Source organism: uncultured Microbacterium sp. (genome assembly GCF_947488465.1).
Classification (GTDB): domain Bacteria; phylum Actinomycetota; class Actinomycetes; order Actinomycetales; family Microbacteriaceae; genus Microbacterium.
In genome coordinates this window covers 22,051-42,351 of sequence record NZ_CANKZA010000005.1, presented here as the reverse complement: position 1 = coordinate 42,351, position 20,301 = coordinate 22,051, and the positions used below count along the sequence as shown (strand labels likewise).

Genomic DNA, 20,301 nt, shown 5'->3' with positions numbered 1-20,301 from the left:
TCGGCCGCGAACCCGCGCTTGTGTCACCGAATCCGGCCGTTCTGCGTACACACGCGCGGTCTCGCGCGCCCTTTGCGCCGACACGCTCGCCACCCGGCCGCGAAACTGCGCGTGTGTCACAGGATCAAGCCGCAAAGCGTACACACGCGCGGTTTCGCGGCGCCCTTGGCGCCGACACGCTCGCCACCCGGCCGCGAAACCGCGCTTGTGTCACAGAATCCGGCCGCAAAGCGTACACACGCGCGGTTTCGCGGCGCGGCAGCGCGACGGCAGCGCGCAGCGCGGCAGCGCACGGCGGCAGCGCACGGCGGCAGCGCACGGCGCGGCAGCGCGCGGCGCGGCAGATCCGACCCCTACAGCCCCTGCCAGGCGGGCTTGTTGGCGAACGCGTAGCGGTAGTAGCCCGCGTGCTCGAGCTGCGAAGCGGCGGCCTCGTCGACGACGACCGTGACGTGCTCGTGCAATTGGATGGCCGAGCCCGGCAGCGACGAGCTGATCGGCCCTTCCACGGCCCCCGCCACGGCACGCGCCTTGCCCTCGCCGAATGCGAGGAGGAACAGGTGCCTCGCCGACAGGATCGTCCCGAGACCCTGCGTGATGCAGTGCATCGGCACGTCGTCGACCGAGTCGAAGAAGCGCGCGTTGTCCTCACGCGTCTGCTCGATGAGCGTCTTGACCCGCGTGCGCGATGCGAACGAGGAGCCGGGCTCGTTGAACCCGATGTGCCCGGAGGTCCCGATCCCGAGGATCTGCAGATCGATGCCGCCGGCCGCCGCGATCGCCCGCTCATAATCCTCACCGGCGTGCGAGATCGTCTCGAGCGCGCCGTTCGGGGTCTGGATGCGAGTCGGGTCGAGCCCGAGGGGCTCCACGACCTCTTTCGTGATGACGGAACGGTAGCTCTCGGGGTGGTTCGGGTCGATGCCGACGTACTCGTCGAGCGCGAACCCGCGCACCTGCGAGACGTCGACCCCGGTCAGGCGCGAGCGCAGCGCCTCGTAGACCGGCATCGGCGTCGATCCGGTCGCAAGCCCCAGCACCGCGTCGGGGCGCGCCGTGACGAGCTTCACGATCTCGTCGGCGACCAAGACGCCGGCGGCCGCCGCAGACGGGACGATGATGACTTCAGCCATGAGGAACGGTCTCCTGTTCGTGGGTGTCGGCGCGGAGGAGCGCCGCCGCGGGCGAACCCGGCGGGAGCAGTTCGACCCGGTCGGCCAGGTGCAGCGAGCGTAGGAACGGGGATGCCGCCGCGCGTGCCTCGAGTTCGGTCACCACACGGCTCAGCATACGGTCGCCGAGGGCGCTGACGCCTCCCCCCAGCACCACGGATTCGACGTCGGTGGACAGCACGATCACGCGCACGGCGGCGACGACGCCGAACGCGAATCCGTCCCGGAGGGCCAGCGCGACCGGGTCCCCGGCATCCGCCCCGTCGAACACGTCACGCACGGGCAGCGCGCCGCTGGAGGTGAATGCTGCCGCCTGCGTGTTGCCCATCTCCACGATGTCCGGGCTGTCGCTGGAGGACAGACTGGTGGTGAGCTTGTCGACGAGACCGGTCCACTGCTGTTCCTCGATCGTGAGGGTGGAGCCCGGGTTTCCTCCTCGAAAGTCTCGATGAGGTAGTCGCGGGCATCCTGCGGTGTGTCGGTGCCGACGAGCCAGACGCGCAGTTCCGCAGGTTCGGGCGTGCCGCCATCGGTCGCCGTCGACCCAGTGGAGCAGCCGGCGAGAACGACAGCCGAAGCGCCGAGGAGCGCGATTGCTCCGAGCTTCTTGTTTATGGTGTCTTCCTTTTTCTCTCTTGGTGGTTCCCGGGGGTAACCCATCCGGGGGGATTGATGGGTGTCAGGACACCCCGAGCTGTCCTGACAGGACCATGACGGCAGCGCCGCGAAGGACGATGTCCTCGCCTTGCTCCGTCATTCGCACCTGCACGCCGTCGTGGAACTCGGCGAGCGTGCGGGTGCCCAGTGTCAGGGCGGTCGCCTGGGCGAGTGGTCCGTCGAGAAGTTCGTCGGGGCCGGAGAGGATGATCTCCGACAGGTCGAGGGCGCCCACGATCGGCGCGAGGGCAATACCCAACCGTGCCCCGGCGTCGCGCAGAACCGCGTCGCGATCAGCAGCGGGCTCACCCAGTCGCGCCGCGAGAGAGGGCGCCGACAGCCAGGCTTCCAAGCATCCGACCTTGCCGCAGACGCAGACCGGTCCCCCGTCGGTGCCGACGGTGACGTGGCCGATCTCGCCCGCGGCGAAGCGACTTCCGCGCAGGGGCTGACCGCCGGTGAGAAGACCCGACCCCACACCTCGACCGACGCGCACGAGGAGCACATCGTCGTCGGCGCCGCCGAACGTGTACTCGGCGAGGACCGCAGCATTGGCATCGTTGGCCACGAGCACGGGAAGACCGAGCTCGGCGTGCAGCACGCCCTCGAGGTCGACTCCCGTCCACCCGAAGTTCGGAGCGGTGAGGACGACTCCGCGGTCGTTGACGACGCCGGGGCTGCCGACACCGATCCCGAGGACCGGGGCGTGGGCGTCCTCGACGAGCGCCTTCGCCAACGCGGTCACGACCGCGAGGATGTCGGCCCTGTGCGCCGGAACAGGCACATCGTGACGAGCAACGATTTCACCGTCGAGCGTGAGGATCGCGCCGAGGAACCGCTCGCTGCCGGACAGGTCGAGGCCCACGATGCGGTGACCGTCGCGGTCGAGGTCGACGAGGATCGCGGGCTTGCCCGGGCCGGCGGCCTCACGAGTCCCCCGCTCGACCACATAGCCGTCGATGATGAGCTCGGCCACGAGGTCGGAAATAGTCACGCGGGTCAAGCCGGTCTCGCGGGCGAGATCGGCGCGACTCATCGCGCCCTGGTGAAACAGCGTCTGCAGCACGAGCGAGCGGTTGTGCGCACGGGCGTGCTCGGGCAGCACCTTGCGCGCGTGACGCAACGACCGTCCGGCACCGAAGGAGCGACCGGCGAGCGGAGCGACGGGAGGTACGCGGGATGTTTCGAGCTCGGACATGTTTGTTAGTAGACCTTACGAACCAGGAGGACACAAGTGCTTTTCCTAATTTGCGAGGAGCGTTTACAAAACTGTTACATTCGTGTGATCCTTCGTCCCGCCGCGCTCGACAACGGCAGGAACTGCGTCGATCTTGCGTTCAGCCGCCATCGCGTACCATGGAGGAGCGCAAATGCGCCAATCCGGGGGTGAGAAGTGACCGATCTGGCCACAAAGAATGAGGCTGACGACACGGCGCCGACAATGGTGACCAACACGACGTCAGCAACCGACGCCGCTCCTCTCGAGTGGGCCCCTGCGGAAGCGGTCACCCCCAGGAAGCGTCGACTGTGGCTCTGGATCGGCATCCCTGCGCTCGCCGTCGCCGGCGGCGCCGCCGCGGCATCCATGGTTCTCATCGCCCCGGGAACGTCCGTCGCCGGCGTCCCGGTCGGATTCATGACCGAAGGCGCCGCCACCGACGCCATCGGGCAGCGCCTGGCAGAGACGACCGTGACCCTCGGCGAGGGCGGCCCCACCGTGACCGGTGGAGACCTCGGTGCGAGCGTGGATGCCGCGGGCCTCGCCGCCAGCGCGTTCGCGGATCGCCCGCTCTGGAACGTCCCGCAGTGGTTCGGCGAACCGCTCGAGGCCGAGATCGCGCTCGAGCCGGGTACGGCGAGCGCTGCACTACGCGACGCTCTCCCCACCGCATACAGCGACCCGACTCCCGCAACCGTCGTCTTCACCGATGGGCAGTTCACCGTGACTCCGGCGGTCGACGGCACCGGCATCGATGTCGACGCGGTGTCGTCGGCACTCGCCGCCGGGTTCTCCACGGGTGCGCTCGCTTCCGTCGTCGCCACCGAACCCGCCCCCGTGGCGGCCGCAGCCACAACGGAGGCAGCACAGGCCGTCGCCGACAACGCAAACGCGCTCCTCGGAACGATCGGCTTCTATGTCGGCGACGAACGCACCGTTCCGGTCGACGCCGCCACGGCTGCGAGCTGGCTGACGATCACGTCCGACGAGACCGGTGCGTTCTCGATCACGGCGGATGCCGCCCAGATCCAGTCCACCGTCGACACTCTGCCCGCCGCGGTGAACCGCGAGCCGGTCAACGGGACCGCTGTCGTGAACTCCGACAACACGGTGCTCTCGACGAGTCTCGCGAGTCAGGATGGCCGTGTCCTCGGCGACACCTCGTCCATCGCGAACGACTTTGCCGCGCAGCTGGCTTCCGGCAACGGCGTGTACGCCCTTCCCGTGGAGGTCACCGCCGCGACGACCACGACCCTTGCACGTCTGCTCGAAGTGGACGTGGGAGAGCAGCGCCTGTACCTCAAGGAGAATGGCGTCGTGGTCGACTCGTGGTTGATCTCGAGCGGTCGCGTCGGCGCCGACACCGAGTTCGGTCGGTACCAGATCGGCTGGAAGACTCCCGTCCAGACGATGCGCGGAACGGCGCTCGACTCGGGCGTGGAGTACGAGCAGCCCGATGTGCGCTGGGCCATGTACTTCAACGGCGACCAAGCCTTCCACGGCGTGTACTGGCACAGCGCCTGGGGCACCCGCAAGAGTGCCGGGTGCGTGGGCATGCCGAACTCGCGCGCCGAGCAGATCTACGCGTGGGCGCCGCAGGGCACCGACGTCTGGATCCACGGCTGACACGAGGCCACTGACGCCGCGTCGCTGACGTTGGACGACTGGCGCGGCCATCCCCGAAGCGGTGCCACAGTTCCCGGGCCCCTACTCGTCTCGCGAAACCGCGCGTGTGTCACGGCATCCCAGCGAAAAGCGGACACACACGCAGTCTCACGGAGGTGGACGGTGACTGCAGGCGCTACCTGCCGCGCGAGCCGGTGCCCGATCCGGTCCGCGAAACCGCGCTTGTGTCACGGTATGGCGCCCAAAAGCGGACACACGTGCAGTCTCGCGTGGGATGGGGCGCTGCAGCAACCGCGACGCAGCGCGCGCGCAACGAACGAAGGACCGGATGCCGCGGCATCCGGTCCTTCGTCACGTGACGCTCAGAGGGCGTCGATGATCGCGTTCAACGTCGCGGAGGGGCGCATGACCGCCTCGACCTTCGCGGTGTCGGGGTGGTAGTAGCCACCGATCTCGACCGCGTCGCCCTGCACCGCGAGCATCTCATCGACGATGCGCTGCTCGTTCGCCGCGAGGTCGGCGGCGATCGGCGCGAATACCGCGGCGAGGTCGGCATCCACCGTTTGCGCAGCCAATTCCTGCGCCCAGTACAGGCCCAGGTAGAAGTGGCTGCCGCGGTTGTCGATCGTGCCGAGCGCGCGGCCCGGCGACTTGTCATTCTCGAGGAACGTGCCGGTCGCGGCATCCAACGTGTCGGCGAGGATCTTGGCCTTCGCGTTGCCGGTGTACACCGACAGGTGCTCGAGCGATGCGGCCAAGGCGAAGAACTCACCCAGCGAGTCCCAGCGCAGGTAATCCTCTTCGAGCAGCTGCTGCACGTGCTTGGGAGCTGAACCACCCGCACCGGTCTCGAACAGCCCACCGCCGGCGAGCAACGGGACGATCGAGAGCATCTTGGCGCTCGTGCCCACCTCGAGGATCGGGAACAGGTCGGTGAGATAGTCGCGCAGCACATTGCCGGTAACCGAGATCGTGTCCTCACCCTTGCGCATGCGCTGGAGGGAATATCTCGTGGCCTCGGCCGGCGGCAGGATGAGGATCGTGATGTCGTGGGTCTCCAGCGTCGCGAGAGCCTGGTGGACCTTGGCGATCAGCTGGGCATCGTGTGCGCGGTTGACATCGAGCCAGAACACGGCGGGCACTCCGGTCGCGCGAGCGCGTCCGACGGCCAGGCGCACCCAGTCGATGACCGCGATGTGCTTCGTCTGCGTGGCGCGCCAGATGTCTCCGGCCCCAACCTCATGCTCGATCAGCACGGTGCCGTCGCTGTCGAGCACCTGCACGGTACCCGCCGACGCGATCTCGTAGGTCTTGTCGTGGCTGCCGTACTCTTCGGCCGCCTGGGCCATGAGGCCGACGTTGGGAACGCTGCCGATCGTCGCAGGATCGAGCGGTCCGTTCGCGTTGACGTCGTCGAGGACCGCCTGGTAGACGCTCGCGTAGGACGAGTCCGGGATCACGGCGATCGTGTCGTCTTCGCTCCCGTCCTTGCCCCAGAGCTTGCCGCCGTTGCGGACGAGGGCGGGCATCGACGCATCCACGATCACGTCGCTCGGGACGTGCAGGTTCGTGATGCCCTTGTCGCTGTTCACGTACGACACACGCGGGCCGCTCTCGAGCCCTGCGGCGAATGCGGCAGCGATCTCGGCGCCGCCGTCGATGTCGGCCAGGCCGGCGAGAATCGCACCGAGTCCGTTGTTTCCGTCGAGGCCCGCCGCGCGCAGCTGCTCGCCATACGTCGCGAAGACGTCGGCGAAGAAGACCCGCACGACGTGTCCGAAGATGATCGGGTCGCTGACCTTCATCATGGTGGCCTTGAGGTGCACGGAGTACAGCACGTCGTCGGCCTTGGCCTGAGCGAGCGTGTCCGCGAGGAATGCATCGAGGGCGGATGCCGACAAGAACGTCGCGTCGATGATCTCGCGCGGGAGGACCTTCAGCCCGTCCTTCAGCACCGTGACGGTTCCGTCGGTCGCGGTGTGCCGGATCGTGAGCACGTCGTCGTGCGCGGCGACCCAGCTCTTCTCGTTGCTCTTGAAGTCGTCGTGGCCCATCGTGGCGACCCGGGTCTTGGATCCGGTCGGGAACGCCTTGTTGCGGTGCGGGTGCTTGCGCGCGTAGTTCTTCACGGAGAGCGGCGCACGACGGTCGCTGTTCCCCTCACGGAGGACCGGGTTGACGGCGGAGCCCTTGATGCGGTCGTACCGCGCGCGGACGTCTTTCTCTTCGAGCGTCGTCGCGTCATCCGGGTAGCCGGGGATGTCGTAGCCCTGCGACTGCAGCTCGGCGATCGCGGCTTTCAGCTGCGGGATGGATGCCGAGATGTTCGGCAGCTTGATGATGTTCGCTTCGGGGAGCGTGGCCAATCCGCCCAGTTCAGCGAGCGCGTCGCCGACCTGCTGCTCGGGGGTCAGGCGCTGCGGGAACGCGGCGAGTACGCGACCCGCCAGCGAGATGTCGCGGATGTCGACCTCGACGCCGGCCTGACCGGCGACGGCCCGGACGATCGGCAGGAACGAGGCGGTCGCGAGTGCCGGAGCCTCGTCGGTGTGGGTGTAGATGATGGTGGATTCAGACACGTCTGATCTCTCTCCTCGAGCGGCGCGGTTCGCGATCCAGCCTACCCCACCGGCCGAAAGTATCTTGATGTCAAGATATCTTCCGATGTCGGGCCGACATATTCACGACGGGTCGGCGGCCGCGCGTTTCGCATGCGCCGATCGCCCGCTACCCTGGGGTCATGACCGAGCTGCGCCTCGTGGAACTGTCCGCCTCGACGATCGTCGCGGTGAACACCATGTCCCTCAAGCCCGGGCAGGAGCAATATCTTGCCCCGACGAGTTATGCCGTCGCCGGCGCTGTCGTCAATCCGACGACCGCCTGGCAGCGTGTCGTGCTCGACGGCGATGAGGTGGTCGGCTTCGTCAGCGCGAACTTCGACCCCGAGGCGCCGCAGGAGCATTTCCGCTCCGTGCTGTGGCGTATCAACGTGGATGCCGATGACCAGGGCCGCGGCGTCGGCCGCTTCGCGGTCGACGGCCTCCTCGCCGAAGCGCGCGAGCGCGGCATCGACCACGTCGACGTGATCTACGAAGCGGGCGAAGAAGGCCCCGAGGCATTCTTCCGACGCGTCGGGTTCACCCCGACCGGCGAGACGGAGTTCGGCGAGGTCGTCGCCGAAATCCGCCTCTAGCCGGCATCGCGAATCAGACCAGCGATTCCCGCCAGGCAGCGTGGAGCCGCGCGAACTTGCCCGTTCCCGCGATGAGCGTGGCCGGAGCGTCGTCTTCGATGATCTCGCCGTGCTCCATCACGAGCACGCGATCGGCGATCGCCACGGTCGACAGCCGGTGCGCGATGATGATCGCCGTCCGGTCTGCCAGCAACGTCTGCAAGGCGTCCTGGATCTGACGTTCACTCGGGATGTCGAGTGAGGCCGTCGCCTCATCGAGGATCAGCACCGCCGGATCAGCCAGGAACGCGCGCGCGAACGAAATCAACTGGCGCTGCCCTGCCGATACACGCCCGCCGCGCTTGTTGACGTCGGTCGCGTAGCCGTCCGGCAATCGCTGGATGAACTCGTCCGCGCCGACCGCCCGTGCCGCCGCCTTGATCTCGTCGAGCGTCGCATCGGGCTTGCCGAGCGCGATGTTGTCGGCGACCGTGCCACTGAACAGATACGCCTCCTGCGTGACCATGACGATCGCGCGCCGGAGATCCTTCGGATGCAGTGAACGGAGGTCGACGCCGTCGAGCGTCACCTGGCCGCTCGTCGGGTCGTAGAACCGCGACACGAGCTTGGCGAGCGTCGTCTTGCCAGCCCCGGTCGTGCCGACAAGCGCGATCGTCTGCCCCGCGGGAATGTCGAGCGAGAAGTGCGGCAAGATCGTGCGGTCGCTCGCGTACCCGAAGACGACATCCCGGAACTCCACATGACCCCGCGCCTGCCAGAGATCGATCGGACGTGTGGGGTCGGGGACGGTGGGCTGCTCTTCGAGCACGCCCGAGACTTTCTCGAGCGCGGCCGTGGCGGACTGATACGAGTTCAGGAAGAACGCGACCTCCTGCAGCGGCGAGAAGAAGTTGCGGACGTACAGCACCGCAGCCAGCAGCGTTCCGATCGCGAGGGAACCCTCACCGACCCGGAGCCCGCCCCAGAGGAGCACGCCCGCCACCGCGAACGCGGAGACGACCATCATGCCGGGCTCGAACGTGCCGAACAGGCGGAGCGAGCGCATGTTCACGTCGCGGTACTGACCCGACAGGTCACCGAACTCGACGTTGTTGCGCTCTTCCTTCCGGAACGCCTTGACGGCGCGGATGCCGGTCATCGACTCGACGAACTTCACGATCACCTTCGCGCTGACCACGCGCGACTCCCGATACGCGCGCTGGGAGTTGCGATAGAACCAGCGCATCAAGAAGTACAGGGGGATGCCGGCGACAGCCAGGACGATGCCGGAGCGCCAGTCGATGAGGAGCAGCGCGATGAGCGTGAATCCGCCGTAGAGGATGCCGGAGACGAGCTCGTTGAGCCCCCCGTCGAGGAGCTCCCGGATCGAGTCGAGGTCGCTCGTCTGGCGCGAGATGATCCGTCCCGACGTGTACGACTCGTGGAACTCGAGGCTGAGACGCTGTGTGTGCAGGAATATCCGCTTGCGGAGGTCGAGCATGACGGCCTGCGTGAGCCGCGCGGCGACGACCGCATACCAGCCGATGAGGGCCGCACCGCCGATGCCCGCGACGAGGTAGACCGCGACGATCACGATCGTCGGCATCCAGTTGGCCTCGGCGATCACCTGCGGCAGAGCCGTATTGATGCCGTAGGCGATCAGCGCGGGGCCGGCGACACGCAGCGCGGTCGAGATGACCAGCACGATGCCCGCCAGCGCGAGCTGCATCTTCAGCGGCGTGACGAGCGAGCCGAGCAGGCGCAGCGATCGTCGGCGGATCTCCCGCGATTCATCGCGCGTGTAGTCGGAGCGGTCTTCGCCGCTGGTTCCGGTGACGGTCGTGCTCACAGGTCCACCCCCTCGGTGCTCGTCTGGCTGTCGGATCCGTGGGTCTGCCGCTCGGCATCCTCCAGGCTCGAGATCACGTGCCGGTAGTGCTCGCTCGTTCGGAGCAGTTCGCTGTGTGTGCCGACGGCGGAGATGCGCCCGGCTTCGAGCAGCGCGACGCGGTCGGCGAGCATGACCGTCGAGGGCCGGTGGGCGACGACGAGCGTCGTGGTCGCGACCATGACGCGGCGGAGGGCGTCCTCCACGAGTGCCTCGGTCTCGACATCCAGTGCCGACAGCGGGTCGTCCAGGACGAGGACAGCGGGGCGTGCCGCGACCGCGCGCGCGAGCGCCAGACGCTGCCGCTGTCCGCCGGACAGGCTGAGCCCTTCCTCACCGATGACGGTGTCGACACCGTTCGGCAGGTCCTCGACGAAGCCGGCCTGTGCGACCTCGAGCGCTTCGCGCAACACCGCCTCGGCTTCCGGGCCGCCGGCTGCCAGGTCTTCGCGCCCGAGCAACACGTTGTCCCGCACGGACTGGGAGAACAGCGTCGCATCCTCGAAGGCCATACCGACGTGGGTGCGGAGCTCGCGCAGCGACAGATCGCGCACGTCGACGCCGTCGAGAGTGACCCGCCCCGCCGTCACGTCGTAGAGGCGCGCGGGCAGCGTCGTCAGCGTCGTCTTGCCTGACCCGGTGAGGCCGACGAGGGCCATCGTCTCGCCCGGCTCGAGCACGAGGTCGATACCGTCGAGCAGGTCGCGCTCGCTGGTCGCGGCATCCTGATAACGAAAATGCGCGCCCTCGAACGCGAGCGCACCCCGCGCCTGCGGCAGTGTGGTGGGCGCGGCCGGGTCGACGATCGTGTTCTCCTCGTCGAAGACTTCGTAGATGCGGTCGGTGGCGGTGCGAGCATCCAGCAGGAACGAGAAGAGGAAACCGATGGATTCCATCGGCCAGCGCAGCACGGTCGCCATCGCGAAGAACGCGACGAGCTCCGCGACGCTGAGCTGGCCGAACTGCGCCAGCACGATGCCCACGCCGAGGCACAGGGCGAAGGCGATATCGGGGAGCAGCACCAGCCAGAACCAGATCCACCCGACTGCTCGGGCCTTGCTCAGCTCCGTCTCGCGGAGGGTCTCGGCTTGACGCGTGAACTTTTTCAGCGCGTGTCCGCCGCGGCCGAAAGCCTTGAGGACGCGGATGCCGTGGACGCTCTCCTCCACCGCGGTCGCGAGGTCACCGGCCTGATCCTGACTCTGCCGGGCGAGACTGCCGTAGCTGCTCTCGAACCGGTATCCGGCGTACCAGAGCGGCGCGCAGACCACGAGGAACGTCACGCCCAGCGCCCAGTGCCAGCGGAAGAGCAGCGCGGCACCCACGACGATCGTGAGGATGTTGACGACGAGCAACACGACGCCGAAGGCGAGCCAGCGGCGCAGCATGCTGATGTCCTGCATCATCCGGCTGAGGAGCTGGCCGGACTGCCACCGGTCGTGGAAGGCGACGGGCAGGCGCTGCAGTCGCTCGTAGAAGCTCGTGCGAAGCGTGTACTCGACCGCGGTCGACGGCGCCAGCACGAACCAGCGGCGAAGCCACACCATGAGCGCTTCCAGGAGCCCGAGGACGAGCACTGCGGCTGCGCCCCAGATCAGCTGGGTCTGGTCGCCCGAAGTGATCGGGCCCTGCACGAGTACCTCGAGCACGAGAGGGATCGACAACGCCAGGAGCGCAGCGACCAGCGCGCTCGCGGCACCCATGATCAGGCGCGGAAGGACGGGCTTGGCGAAGGGATAAAGCCGGGCGAGCGCACGCAAAGTGGACAGCCGGGGCTGCTTGTCGAGAGAAGAAGTCATGATCCTTGGCGGGGTGGTGGTGCGGATGCCGGAGACGGCGAAGGGAGGCGGGCGCAACGGCGCCCGAACGAAGCTCGAGGAGAAGGCGCGAACGGCGGATCGAGGCGCCGCGAACAGGTCGGAACTAGCCCTGGCGGGTCCGACGCCCGCGCGAGAGGAGGGCAGCCGGCTTCGTGGCAGTGACGATGGCCTGATACATAGCTACCTCCTCGGTGTGGCGGACACAGTGCCGGGGTTTCCGATCGGAAAACACCACAGCCCTCCAGACTATGTCTGAGAGTTCGCCGAAGGCAAGTCACCCACGCAGATCTCCTGCGGCTTCCCTCGCCAGGAGCGCGCGCTTCACGTCGGTACCCCACGCGAACCCGCCGAGTGAGCCATCGCCCCGCAGCACCCGGTGACACGGGACGAACAGGGCCGGCGCGTTGCGTGCGCAGATCGATGCCGCTGCCCGCGCCGCCGAGGGTCGCCCGAGCTCGGCGGCGAACGCGCTGTAGCTGAGCGGACGGCCGGGGGCGATTCGGCGCAGCGCCGCCCAGCCGGCAAGTTGCAGCGCTGTGCCGTGCTGATGCACCGCGACGGTGTCGATCGCCGCAAGGTCGCCCGCGTAGTATGCGTGCACCGCTGCGGCGGCCTCCGTCTCACCCTCGCGTACCTCGGCCGGCGGCGTGGTCAGTCGGCCCAGGAGCGCGCGGTGGTCGCCGGTCCACCCGCTCGCGAGCACGCGCTGGCGCGCATCGACGACCAGCGCGAAGAGGCCGTCGGGGGTGTCGAGTGTCTGGACGATCGCGGTCATGAGAGTTCCTTGTCGGCCGGGAGGGGTTCAGTCGCATGGCCGGTGGGGCCCGTGAGTGCAGGAGTGACGCCTGCGGTCGTTTTCGCGCCACGCGCCAGACGACTCGCCGCGGGTCCGGGCGCAGCGCGCCACAGATGCGCCATGAGGTAGCTGCGCCAGGGCGCAACGCGTGCGGCCCACGCCTCGAACCCACGTGGGTCGGCCGGAATGCCGGCCGCCCCCGCGCCGGCGCGCACCGCCACATCGCCCGGCAGGCACACATCGGTGTCGCCCAGCACCCGCATCCGCACGTAGTCGGCGGTCCACGGCCCGATCCCCGGCAGGGCGAGCAACGCCGCGCGTTGGGCCCGGCCGTCATCACCCGCGGTGAGCGTCAGGGTTCCGTCGGCGAGCGCGGCCGCAGCCCCCGTGATCGCGCGGATGCGCGCGCCCGGCCCGCGGAGCACCTCGTGGCCGTGCTCGGCGATCGCCGCCATCGTCGGGAAGAGCCGGTCGGTGCCTGCGTGCGGAGCGACCCGCTCCCCCAGCGCCTCCGTGAGGGCGGTGAGGGCGGTCGTCGCGGCCCTCACCGAAATCTGCTGGCCGATCATCGCGCGGATGAGCATCTCGTGCGGGTCGGCGGCGCCGGGCACGCGGATACCCGGGACCCGCACGACGAGGGGCGCCAGCTCAGGGTGTGCCGAGAGGGCCGCATCGACCGCAATCGGATCGGCGTCGAGGTCGAAGAGGCGTCGTGCGCGGGCGACGAGGACGGGCAGATCGCGCATCTCCGACACCTCCGCGCGCAGGCGCGCCCGGCCTCCGTCGTCGATCCTGAGTTCGAACCACGCATGTCCTCCCGGAAGGCGGAGGGTGCGCGCGAACGCGTCGGCTCGCGCCGTTTCCACGCCGCCCACCGCGCGAGCCGCCATCCAGGCGAACAATCCCGAGGCATCAAGCGGTCCGCGATGCGGTAGCACGAGGTCGATCGCCGCGCGCACACCATCGGGGGACGCCGTGTTCTCGATGACAGAGCGCAGCGTGCGGGCCGGCCGTCTCGCCCGCAGCTCGAGTGGCGGCATCCCGAAGACGTCGCGGATCGTGTCGTTGCACTGACGGATGCTGGAAAAGCCCGCCGAGAACGCGACGTCGGCGACCGGAAGATCGGTGGAGACCAGGAGCAGGCGCGCGGTGTGGGCGCGCTGAGCGCGGGCGAGCGCGAGCGGTCCCGCGCCGAGCTCGGCGGCGAGCAACCGCGTGAGGTGGCGCGCCGAGTACCCGAGCCGGGCCGCGAGGCCGGGCACGCCCTCACGCTCGATCACCCCATCGGCGATCAGTCGCATGGCGCGGGCGGCGACATCGCCACGCAGGTTCCACTCGGGCGATCCGGGCGCCGCTTCCGGCAGGCACCGCTTGCATGCGCGGTACCCGGCCTCGTGCGCGGCCGCCGACGTGGGATAGAAAGTGACGTTGGCCGGTTTCGGGGTGCGCGCCGGGCAGCTCGGCCGGCAGTAGATCCCGGTCGATCGCACCGCCGTGACGAACTGGCCGTCGAAGCGCACATCGCGCGCATCGATCGCCCGGTAACGCTCGTCGAAGGTCATGGCGGGGATCACCCCCCCAGCCTGACACGCCACCGGCATCCCCTCTAGCGGGATTCGGACACGGCAGTGCCGCCCTTCGCGTCCGCGAGACACGGGTTGTGCCCCGAGACACTGGACCGCAGCAGGTGTCTCGGGGCGTAGCCGGTGTCTCGCGGAGAGGTGGCGGGGGTCAGTGGAAGAAGTGGCGCTCTCCGGTGAAGAACATCGTCACGCCGGCCTCCCGGGCCGCGTCGATGACCTCCTGGTCACGCACCGAGCCGCCGGGCTGGATGATCGTGGTGATCCCGGCGTCGATGAGCACCTGCGGGCCGTCCGCGAACGGGAAGAAGGCATCGGATGCCGCGACCGAACCCGCCGCGCGCGCTCCAGCGCGCTCGACAGCGAGGCGGCACGAGTCGACACGGTTGACCTGCCCCATCCCGATGCCGACGGTCGCCGACGCCTGCGCGAGCACGATCGCGTTGGACTTGACCGCACGGCACGCTTTCCAGGCGAACGCGAGGTTCGCCTTCTCGCTTTCGGCGGGCATCTCGCCGGTGACGAGTTCCCACCCGTCGACGAGCGATTCGATCTCCGCCGGGAACCGGTCGGCATCCTGGAGCAGCAGACCGCCCGAGACCAGCCGCACGTCCATGCGCTCCTGCTGCCAGTCGGCTGGCAGGCGCAGCACGCGCAGGTTCTTCTTCAGGCGAAAGACCTCCAGCGCCTCGGGCTCGAAGTCGGGCGCGACGATGACCTCGGTGAAGATATCGCGGAGATTCTCGGCCATCTTCAGCGTGACCGTACGATTGGCGGCGATCACCCCACCGAAGGCCGAGACCGGGTCGCATTCGTGCGCGCGCAGGTGCGCCGACGCGATCGGATCGAGGGCGTTGGTGGATGCCGTCGCAATCCCGCACGGGTTCGCGTGCTTGATGATCGCGACCGCAGGCTTCACCATGTCGAACGCCGCGCGGAGGGCGGCATCCGCGTCGACGTAGTTGTTGTAGGACATCTCCTTGCCCTGCAGCTGGGTCGCCTGGGCGATGCCGTGTCCCCCGATGCGCGAGTAGATCGCGGCGCGCTGGTGCGAGTTCTCGCCGTAGCGGAGGGTCTCGAGGCGCTCCGCCTTGATCGTGAGGTGCTGCGGCAGGTCGCCCTCTTCACCCAGAGTCTCCTCGGCGAACCAGGTCGCCACGGCACGGTCGTAGTCGGCCGTGTGGGCGAAGGCCCGTGCCGCGAGCTCGCGGCGCTGCACGAGCGAGGTCCCGCCCTGACCGACGGCCTCCACGATCGAGTCGTACGACGCGGGCGAGACGACGATCGCGACGTTGGCGTAGTTCTTCGCGGATGCCCGCACCATCGCCGGGCCACCGATGTCGATCTGCTCGACGACCGCGTCACCGGTCGCGCCGGAGGCGACGGTTTCGACGAACGGGTAGAGGTTCACCACGACGAGTTCGAACGGCAGGATGCCGAGATCGCCCAGCTGTGCCTCATGGTCTTCGAGGCGGAGGTCGGCGAGCAGGCCCGCGTGCACGCTCGGGTGCAGCGTCTTGACCCGACCGCCGAGCGACTCGGGGAATCCGGTGATCTCGGAGACATCGGCCACCGTGAGTCCGGCCTCACGCAGGAGCGCGGCGGATCCGCCGGTCGAGACGATCTCGACACCGGCCGCGGCGAGGGCCTGAGCAAGCGGCAGCAGTCCGGTCTTGTCGCTGACCGAGATCAGCGCACGCCGGACGGGCACGACGTCGCGGGGGCGGTAGAGGACGGGGTCGATGGACGGACCGGCCATGCGGAGCTCCTGTGTTCGGGGATGTTCAGGTGGAGAACGAGGCGAGATCGAGCTCGCCCGAGCCGATGCGGCGGACCACATCGATCAGGAGGCGGCGCTCGACGGGCTTGATGCGGTCGTGCAGCGTGTGCTCGGTGTCGCCGGGCTGCACGGCGACGCGCTCCTGCGCGAGGATCGGGCCGGTGTCCACGCCGGTGTCGACGACGATGACGCTGGCACCGGTCTCGGAGACGCCGGCGGCGAGCGCGTCGCGCACACCGTGTGCACCGGGGAATTCGGGGAGGTACGCCGGATGCGTGTTGATCAGGCGTGGCGCCCACGCGTCGACGACACCGGCCGGCAGCAGACGCATGAGGCCGCTCAGGACGACGAGGTCGGGCGACCACACCTCGAGATGATGCTGGAGTTCCTCGCCCCAGGCCGCACGGTTCTCAAACTGCTCGAACGGAACGAGGAACGTCGGGATGCCGAACGCCTCCGCGTGTGCGAACCCGTCGGCCTCGCGGTCGGCGCCGACCACGACGATGCGCGCGGGGAAATCAGGCTCGTCAGCGGCCTCGAGAAGGGCCCGGAGATTGGAGCCGGTACCCGAGATGAGAACGGCGACCGTGAGCACCCCGTCAGTCTACCGGCGGGCGCGGGCCGGATTCAGCGCGGTCGTCGGCGCCGAGGTTGAGATCCAGGGGCACGGTGTCTCCGGCATCCCCCGCGGGAGGACGGTCGCGCTCCGATGCGGTCGTGCTCGGCGTGTCCTCGTGGTCGAACGGCACCGCGGCCGGGACGAACGCACGCTCGGCCGGGACGTACGTCTCCCAGGCGGTCGGCGCCGTATGGCGCGCAGGGGTCAACAGGGCGATCGCGGCGCCAACGCCGAGCTCCAGCCCGATCGCCAAGGCCGTCGGGCCCGGCTCGGGTCCGACATGATCGAGCCGCCCCGGGCCCAGAGAACCCGACGCCGCGACCGAGAGCACTGCCGCCGCGGCGCCGCCGAGCATCGTGATCGCGCCGAGAACCGTGAGCCGCGGCGCGGTCCCGACCGCGCCGAGGCGCGCCCGCGCCGCCCAGCCGGCAAGGAACCCGACGGCGATGACGGCGAGGATCGTGAGCAGCATCCACGACGTGGTCGTCTCGGGCACGATCCCGAGAATCGGGATGCCGGGGATCACGCCCAGGCTCGTACCGGCGGGGGACACATTCGTCCCGACCCCGATCGCGAACCCCGGACCGCCGGCATACGCCATGCCCCATACCGCGAGGGTTGGGAGATACGCGAGCTGACCGAGGGTGAACACCACCGCTCCGATGGCGTCGACGTGGGCCGCTTCGTAGAGGGCGACGACCTCGCCGCCGCGGACGATGAGACCGGCGACGACGAGCAGTGCACCGACGCCCAGCACTCCGGCGATCGCGATCCCGAGTCCGGCACCTGCGGCGGCCGCCTCGCCATGACGGCCAAGACGCGGGCGCAGCGCATCGACGATGCCGTCGTCCCCCACCCGCCAGGCGACGACGGCCGCGGCGATCAGGGCCGGCACCGCGAAGACCAGCGCGGGAGCGGCAACCGCCTGCCAGGTGAAGATCGCAGCGACCGGGTTCCCGGAGCTCAGGCGGACGAGGACGGCGATGGCAGCGAACACGAGTGCGCCGGACGTGACACCGAACAGGCCCGCACCGGCGCGCGCGGCGCGGGCCCCCGAGCGCGCCCCCGCGATCGCGCTGAATCCCGCGAACGCCAGCGGTGCGAGCGACAGGGTGAACTGCGCAGCATCGGCCGGGATGCCGGTGATCGCCAGATACTCCGCCGGCAGCGTGATGTGCAGCGGCACGAGGTGACCCAGTTGCCAGAGCCGCGCGGCCGCCGGCCAGAGGCCTCCCCAGTCGGCGCTCCCGCCGAACCCGACCACCCACAGTACGGTCAGCGGCGCGAGCGCGGCGACGAGTCCGACGGCCGCGGTGATGGTGGCGTCGAAGGCTGCGAGGAGGGTGACGAGGAGGCGATTCATGCGGGTTCGACCCTACCGACCGCCGGCTCCGGTCTCGGTCGGCCACGCCCCGGTCTCCGGCATCCGTTCGCACCCGCTACCTTTTCTCAAGGAGGATCCCCATGAGCGCACCCACGTCAGCCGATCGGGCTGAAGGCACCACCCCTACGAGCGGCCTCGACCGCTTCTTCGAGATCACCAAGCGCGGATCGACGGTCGCGACCGAGATTCGCGGGGGGCTCGTCACCTTCATCACGATGGCGTACATCGTGATCCTGAACCCCATCATTCTCTCCGGGGGTACCGACGTCGTCGGCGACAACCTGGCGTTCACTCAGGTCGCCGCCGTCACGGCGCTGACGGCGGGGGTCATGACGATCCTCTTCGGGCTCGTCACGCGACTGCCGTTCGCGTTCGCGGCGGGCCTCGGCATCAACTCCTTCCTCGCGGTCTCCGTCGTCGGGCAGGTGACCTGGCCCGAAGCGATGGGGCTCGTCGTCATCAACGGTCTGCTCATCGTGCTGCTGGCCGTCACAGGACTGCGCCGCATGATCTTCGAGGCCGTGCCGCTCGAACTGAAGACGGCGATCACGGTCGGTATCGGCCTGTTCATCGCGTTCATCGGTTTCGTCGACTCCGGCTTCGTGACCTCGACCGGTCAGGGCTCCCCGCCCGTGGGACTCGGAACGTCGGGATCGATCGCGACGGTTCCGACCCTCCTCTTCGTCGTCACGCTGTTGCTGTGCGGCGTTCTGATGGCGTTGAAGGTCAAGGGGGGCCTGCTCATCGGCCTGCTCTCGGGTACGGTCCTCGCGATCGTCGTCGAAGCGATCTGGAATCTCGGTCCCAAGTTCGGCGCCGACGGCGCCGTCAATCCGGGCGGCTGGAGCCTCTCGGTCCCCGAACTTCCCGCCTCGTGGGTCAGCCTGCCGGATCTCACCCTGGTCGGTCAGTTCGACCTCTTCGGCAGCTTCAGCCGGATTGGCGCCCTTGCCGCGACCATGCTGATCTTCACTCTCCTGTTCACGAACTTCTTCGACGCGATGGGCACCTTCACGGGCCTGTCGCGTGAGGCCGGGCTCGCCGATGAAAAGGGCAACTTCCCGCGGCTCAAGTCCGCGCTCGTCGTCGAGGGCATCGGCGCCGTCGCCGGTGGCGCGACATCGGCCTCCTCGAACACCGTGTTCATCGAGTCTGCGTCCGGGATCGGCGAGGGCGCGCGCACGGGGCTCGCAAACCTGGTCACGGGCGTGCTGTTCCTCCTCGCGATGTTCCTCACGCCGCTCACCTCGATCGTGCCGACGGAGATCGCGGCGGCGGCTCTTGTCATCGTGGGTGCACTGATGATGTCGCAGATCCGTCACATCGATTTGACCGAACTGTCGGCGCTGATCCCGGTGTTCCTCACGGTCACGGTGATGCCACTCACCTACTCGATCGCCAACGGCATCGGGGCAGGCTTCATCAGCTGGGTCATCATCCGTTCGCTCTCCGGCAAGGGCAAACAGATCAGCCCGCTGCTGTGGATCGTGGCGGCCGGCTTCGTCGTCTACTTCGCCCGCGGACCGATCGAAATGCTCCTCGGCTGAAGCTCGGTAGGCTCGTGCGGTGACCAGACGCAAAGACCCCGAGATCGCCGCCGAGTGGATCCGTGGCGCGTTCGGATGGATCGTCATCCTGCTCGCCGCGATCCTCGTCGTCCCCGTGGCGATCATCGCCGGAATCGGATTCGCCCAGGGGACCATCCCCTCGTCGGACGCCGGCGGCATCTTCGGATCCGGCCCCGGGTACCCCGCCTTCCCTCCGCCGTTCTGGCTGCTGTGGATCCCCGCGCTCGGCGCCCTCGCGCTCAGTGTGGCGACGTGGCGCTTCCGCGGCCAGTTCATGGACTCGATCTTCAGCGCGCGCTGGGATCTCGCCATCGTCGCGACCTTCGGCGCCTCCACGACCCTCGCCGCCTCCGTCACCTTCGGCGCCCCCTACCTGTGGGTCGTGCTCGGCGCGGTCGCGCCCTGGGTGCTGACGCTCCTCGTGGTGCTCTCCCGCGGCGTCTGGGACGCGTTCCGCGACGCGGCTACGGCGTTCCGCCCGGCACCGAAGGCCGATCCGCGCCGTCCGCGCGAAGCGCCGTCCGCGCGCGAATCGATCCCCGCTCTGCGCATCACCGCCGACGCCGACCGCTGGAAGCGCTCGCGACAGCACCTGACGCTGCAGGACGGCGATCCGCGCACTCTCGCCGTCGACGTGTACGACAGCGCGACGAACGACCTGGGCCTCGCCCGCGCCCTCGTGCGCGCGATCGACGGGGAGGATGCCGCACCTCCCCGCTCGACGCCGTTCTCCGGCGGGCCGGGCACCGCCATCCGCACGGTGCGCCAGGTCGCGGGCCGGGGGCGGGGTCTCGTCACGGCGACGTGGCACTGGGATGACGGCAAGCGCGCCATCCTGATGGCGACCTTCGACGTCGACCCCGACCGGTTCGCGGCGGTCGAGGCCGACCTCGACCGCCTCGCCGCCGGCATCCGCATCGGAACCGCGTGACCGACCGCCGGGCGGCGGGGTGTCGCGGAGGGCACTATGGGGAGTCCTCCCCATCGCCCCGCGACCACCCGGCGAAATAGCATCGTCGA

Annotated in this window: 15 protein-coding genes; 4 read left to right on the top strand and 11 right to left on the bottom strand. The window is 69.1% G+C overall.

Going from position 1 to position 20,301, the window contains the following annotated elements; all coding sequences use genetic code 11:
- Positions 1–353 precede the first annotated feature (353 nt).
- The 3 genes from Q0653_RS11415 to Q0653_RS11405 all read right to left on the bottom strand — a co-directional run bounded on the left by Q0653_RS11415 (position 354) and on the right by Q0653_RS11405 (position 3,027).
- A complete protein-coding gene (locus tag Q0653_RS11415; RefSeq protein WP_298744419.1) occupies positions 354–1,133 on the bottom strand; it encodes a glucosamine-6-phosphate deaminase in 780 nt (259 codons plus the stop codon).
- The gene (locus Q0653_RS11410) at positions 1,126–1,581 is read right to left on the bottom strand and encodes a hypothetical protein (RefSeq protein WP_298944845.1); all 456 of its coding nucleotides are present in this window, start codon (positions 1,579–1,581) and stop codon (positions 1,126–1,128) included. Before Q0653_RS11410 ends, Q0653_RS11415 begins: the two co-directional genes overlap by 8 nt.
- Before the next feature lie 270 nt (positions 1,582–1,851).
- Positions 1,852–3,027, bottom strand: a complete 1,176-nt coding sequence (locus Q0653_RS11405) for an ROK family transcriptional regulator (RefSeq protein ID WP_298944675.1) — start codon at positions 3,025–3,027, stop codon at positions 1,852–1,854.
- A gap of 195 nt (positions 3,028–3,222) precedes the next feature.
- Here Q0653_RS11405 and Q0653_RS11400 point away from each other — a divergent pair, with 195 nt between their 5' ends.
- On the top strand, positions 3,223–4,674 hold the full coding sequence (locus Q0653_RS11400) for a L,D-transpeptidase family protein (RefSeq protein ID WP_298944674.1): 1,452 nt from the start codon (positions 3,223–3,225) through the stop codon (positions 4,672–4,674).
- A gap of 362 nt (positions 4,675–5,036) precedes the next feature.
- Here the strand turns inward: Q0653_RS11400 and Q0653_RS11395 are convergent, their stop codons facing one another.
- Positions 5,037–7,253 (bottom strand): NADP-dependent isocitrate dehydrogenase, encoded by a 2,217-nt coding sequence (locus Q0653_RS11395; protein WP_298744410.1) that lies wholly within the window; start codon positions 7,251–7,253, stop codon positions 5,037–5,039.
- A 161-nt stretch (positions 7,254–7,414) separates the two neighbouring features.
- On the opposite strand from Q0653_RS11395, the gene Q0653_RS11390 reads away from it, so the two are divergent.
- Positions 7,415–7,867: a GNAT family N-acetyltransferase gene (locus tag Q0653_RS11390; RefSeq protein WP_298744408.1), complete on the top strand. Its 453-nt coding sequence runs from the start codon at positions 7,415–7,417 to the stop codon at positions 7,865–7,867.
- Between the two features lie 13 nt (positions 7,868–7,880).
- Here Q0653_RS11390 and Q0653_RS11385 read toward each other — a convergent pair whose 3' ends face one another.
- From Q0653_RS11385 to Q0653_RS11355, 7 genes are all read right to left on the bottom strand, one after another.
- Positions 7,881–9,695, bottom strand: coding sequence for an ABC transporter ATP-binding protein (locus Q0653_RS11385; protein ID WP_298944673.1), 1,815 nt, complete (start codon positions 9,693–9,695; stop codon positions 7,881–7,883).
- The gene (locus tag Q0653_RS11380) at positions 9,692–11,533 is read right to left on the bottom strand and encodes an ABC transporter ATP-binding protein (protein ID WP_298944672.1); all 1,842 of its coding nucleotides are present in this window, start codon (positions 11,531–11,533) and stop codon (positions 9,692–9,694) included. Before Q0653_RS11380 ends, Q0653_RS11385 begins: the two co-directional genes overlap by 4 nt.
- A 295-nt stretch (positions 11,534–11,828) precedes the next feature.
- Positions 11,829–12,329: a methylated-DNA--[protein]-cysteine S-methyltransferase gene (locus Q0653_RS11375; protein WP_298944671.1), complete on the bottom strand. Its 501-nt coding sequence runs from the start codon at positions 12,327–12,329 to the stop codon at positions 11,829–11,831.
- The gene (locus Q0653_RS11370) at positions 12,326–13,912 is read right to left on the bottom strand and encodes an AlkA N-terminal domain-containing protein (protein ID WP_298944844.1); all 1,587 of its coding nucleotides are present in this window, start codon (positions 13,910–13,912) and stop codon (positions 12,326–12,328) included. The genes Q0653_RS11375 and Q0653_RS11370 overlap by 4 nt, the downstream gene beginning before the upstream one ends.
- A gap of 169 nt (positions 13,913–14,081) precedes the next feature.
- A complete protein-coding gene (purH, locus tag Q0653_RS11365) occupies positions 14,082–15,689 on the bottom strand; it encodes a bifunctional phosphoribosylaminoimidazolecarboxamide formyltransferase/IMP cyclohydrolase (RefSeq protein WP_298944670.1) in 1,608 nt (535 codons plus the stop codon).
- Positions 15,690–15,714: 25 nt separating this feature from the next.
- Positions 15,715–16,305 (bottom strand): phosphoribosylglycinamide formyltransferase, encoded by a 591-nt coding sequence (purN, locus tag Q0653_RS11360; protein WP_298744399.1) that lies wholly within the window; start codon positions 16,303–16,305, stop codon positions 15,715–15,717.
- Positions 16,306–16,309: 4 nt separating this feature from the next.
- A complete protein-coding gene (locus tag Q0653_RS11355) occupies positions 16,310–17,692 on the bottom strand; it encodes a DUF6350 family protein (RefSeq protein ID WP_298944669.1) in 1,383 nt (460 codons plus the stop codon).
- Positions 17,693–17,793: 101 nt separating this feature from the next.
- Between Q0653_RS11355 and Q0653_RS11350 the strand changes: the two genes are divergently transcribed.
- Positions 17,794–19,260, top strand: a complete 1,467-nt coding sequence (locus tag Q0653_RS11350) for an NCS2 family permease (RefSeq protein ID WP_298944668.1) — start codon at positions 17,794–17,796, stop codon at positions 19,258–19,260.
- A gap of 19 nt (positions 19,261–19,279) precedes the next feature.
- A complete protein-coding gene (locus Q0653_RS11345; protein ID WP_298944667.1) occupies positions 19,280–20,212 on the top strand; it encodes a hypothetical protein in 933 nt (310 codons plus the stop codon).
- Positions 20,213–20,301 lie beyond the last annotated feature (89 nt).

What these genes read in the sequence shown, in the direction of transcription:
- Q0653_RS11415 (WP_298744419.1), bottom strand. Translation starts at nt 1,133, where the DNA reads ATGGCTGAAGTCATCATCGTCCCGTCTGCGGCGGCCGCCGGCGTCTTG.
- Q0653_RS11405 (WP_298944675.1), bottom strand. Translation starts at nt 3,027, where the DNA reads ATGTCCGAGCTCGAAACATCCCGCGTACCTCCCGTCGCTCCGCTCGCC.
- Q0653_RS11390 (WP_298744408.1), top strand. Translation starts at nt 7,415, where the DNA reads ATGACCGAGCTGCGCCTCGTGGAACTGTCCGCCTCGACGATCGTCGCG.
- Q0653_RS11380 (WP_298944672.1), bottom strand. Translation starts at nt 11,533, where the DNA reads ATGACTTCTTCTCTCGACAAGCAGCCCCGGCTGTCCACTTTGCGTGCG.
- Q0653_RS11375 (WP_298944671.1), bottom strand. Translation starts at nt 12,329, where the DNA reads ATGACCGCGATCGTCCAGACACTCGACACCCCCGACGGCCTCTTCGCG.
- Q0653_RS11370 (WP_298944844.1), bottom strand. Translation starts at nt 13,912, where the DNA reads ATGACCTTCGACGAGCGTTACCGGGCGATCGATGCGCGCGATGTGCGC.
- purH (WP_298944670.1), bottom strand. Translation starts at nt 15,689, where the DNA reads ATGGCCGGTCCGTCCATCGACCCCGTCCTCTACCGCCCCCGCGACGTC.
- Q0653_RS11355 (WP_298944669.1), bottom strand. Translation starts at nt 17,692, where the DNA reads ATGAATCGCCTCCTCGTCACCCTCCTCGCAGCCTTCGACGCCACCATC.
- Q0653_RS11350 (WP_298944668.1), top strand. Translation starts at nt 17,794, where the DNA reads ATGAGCGCACCCACGTCAGCCGATCGGGCTGAAGGCACCACCCCTACG.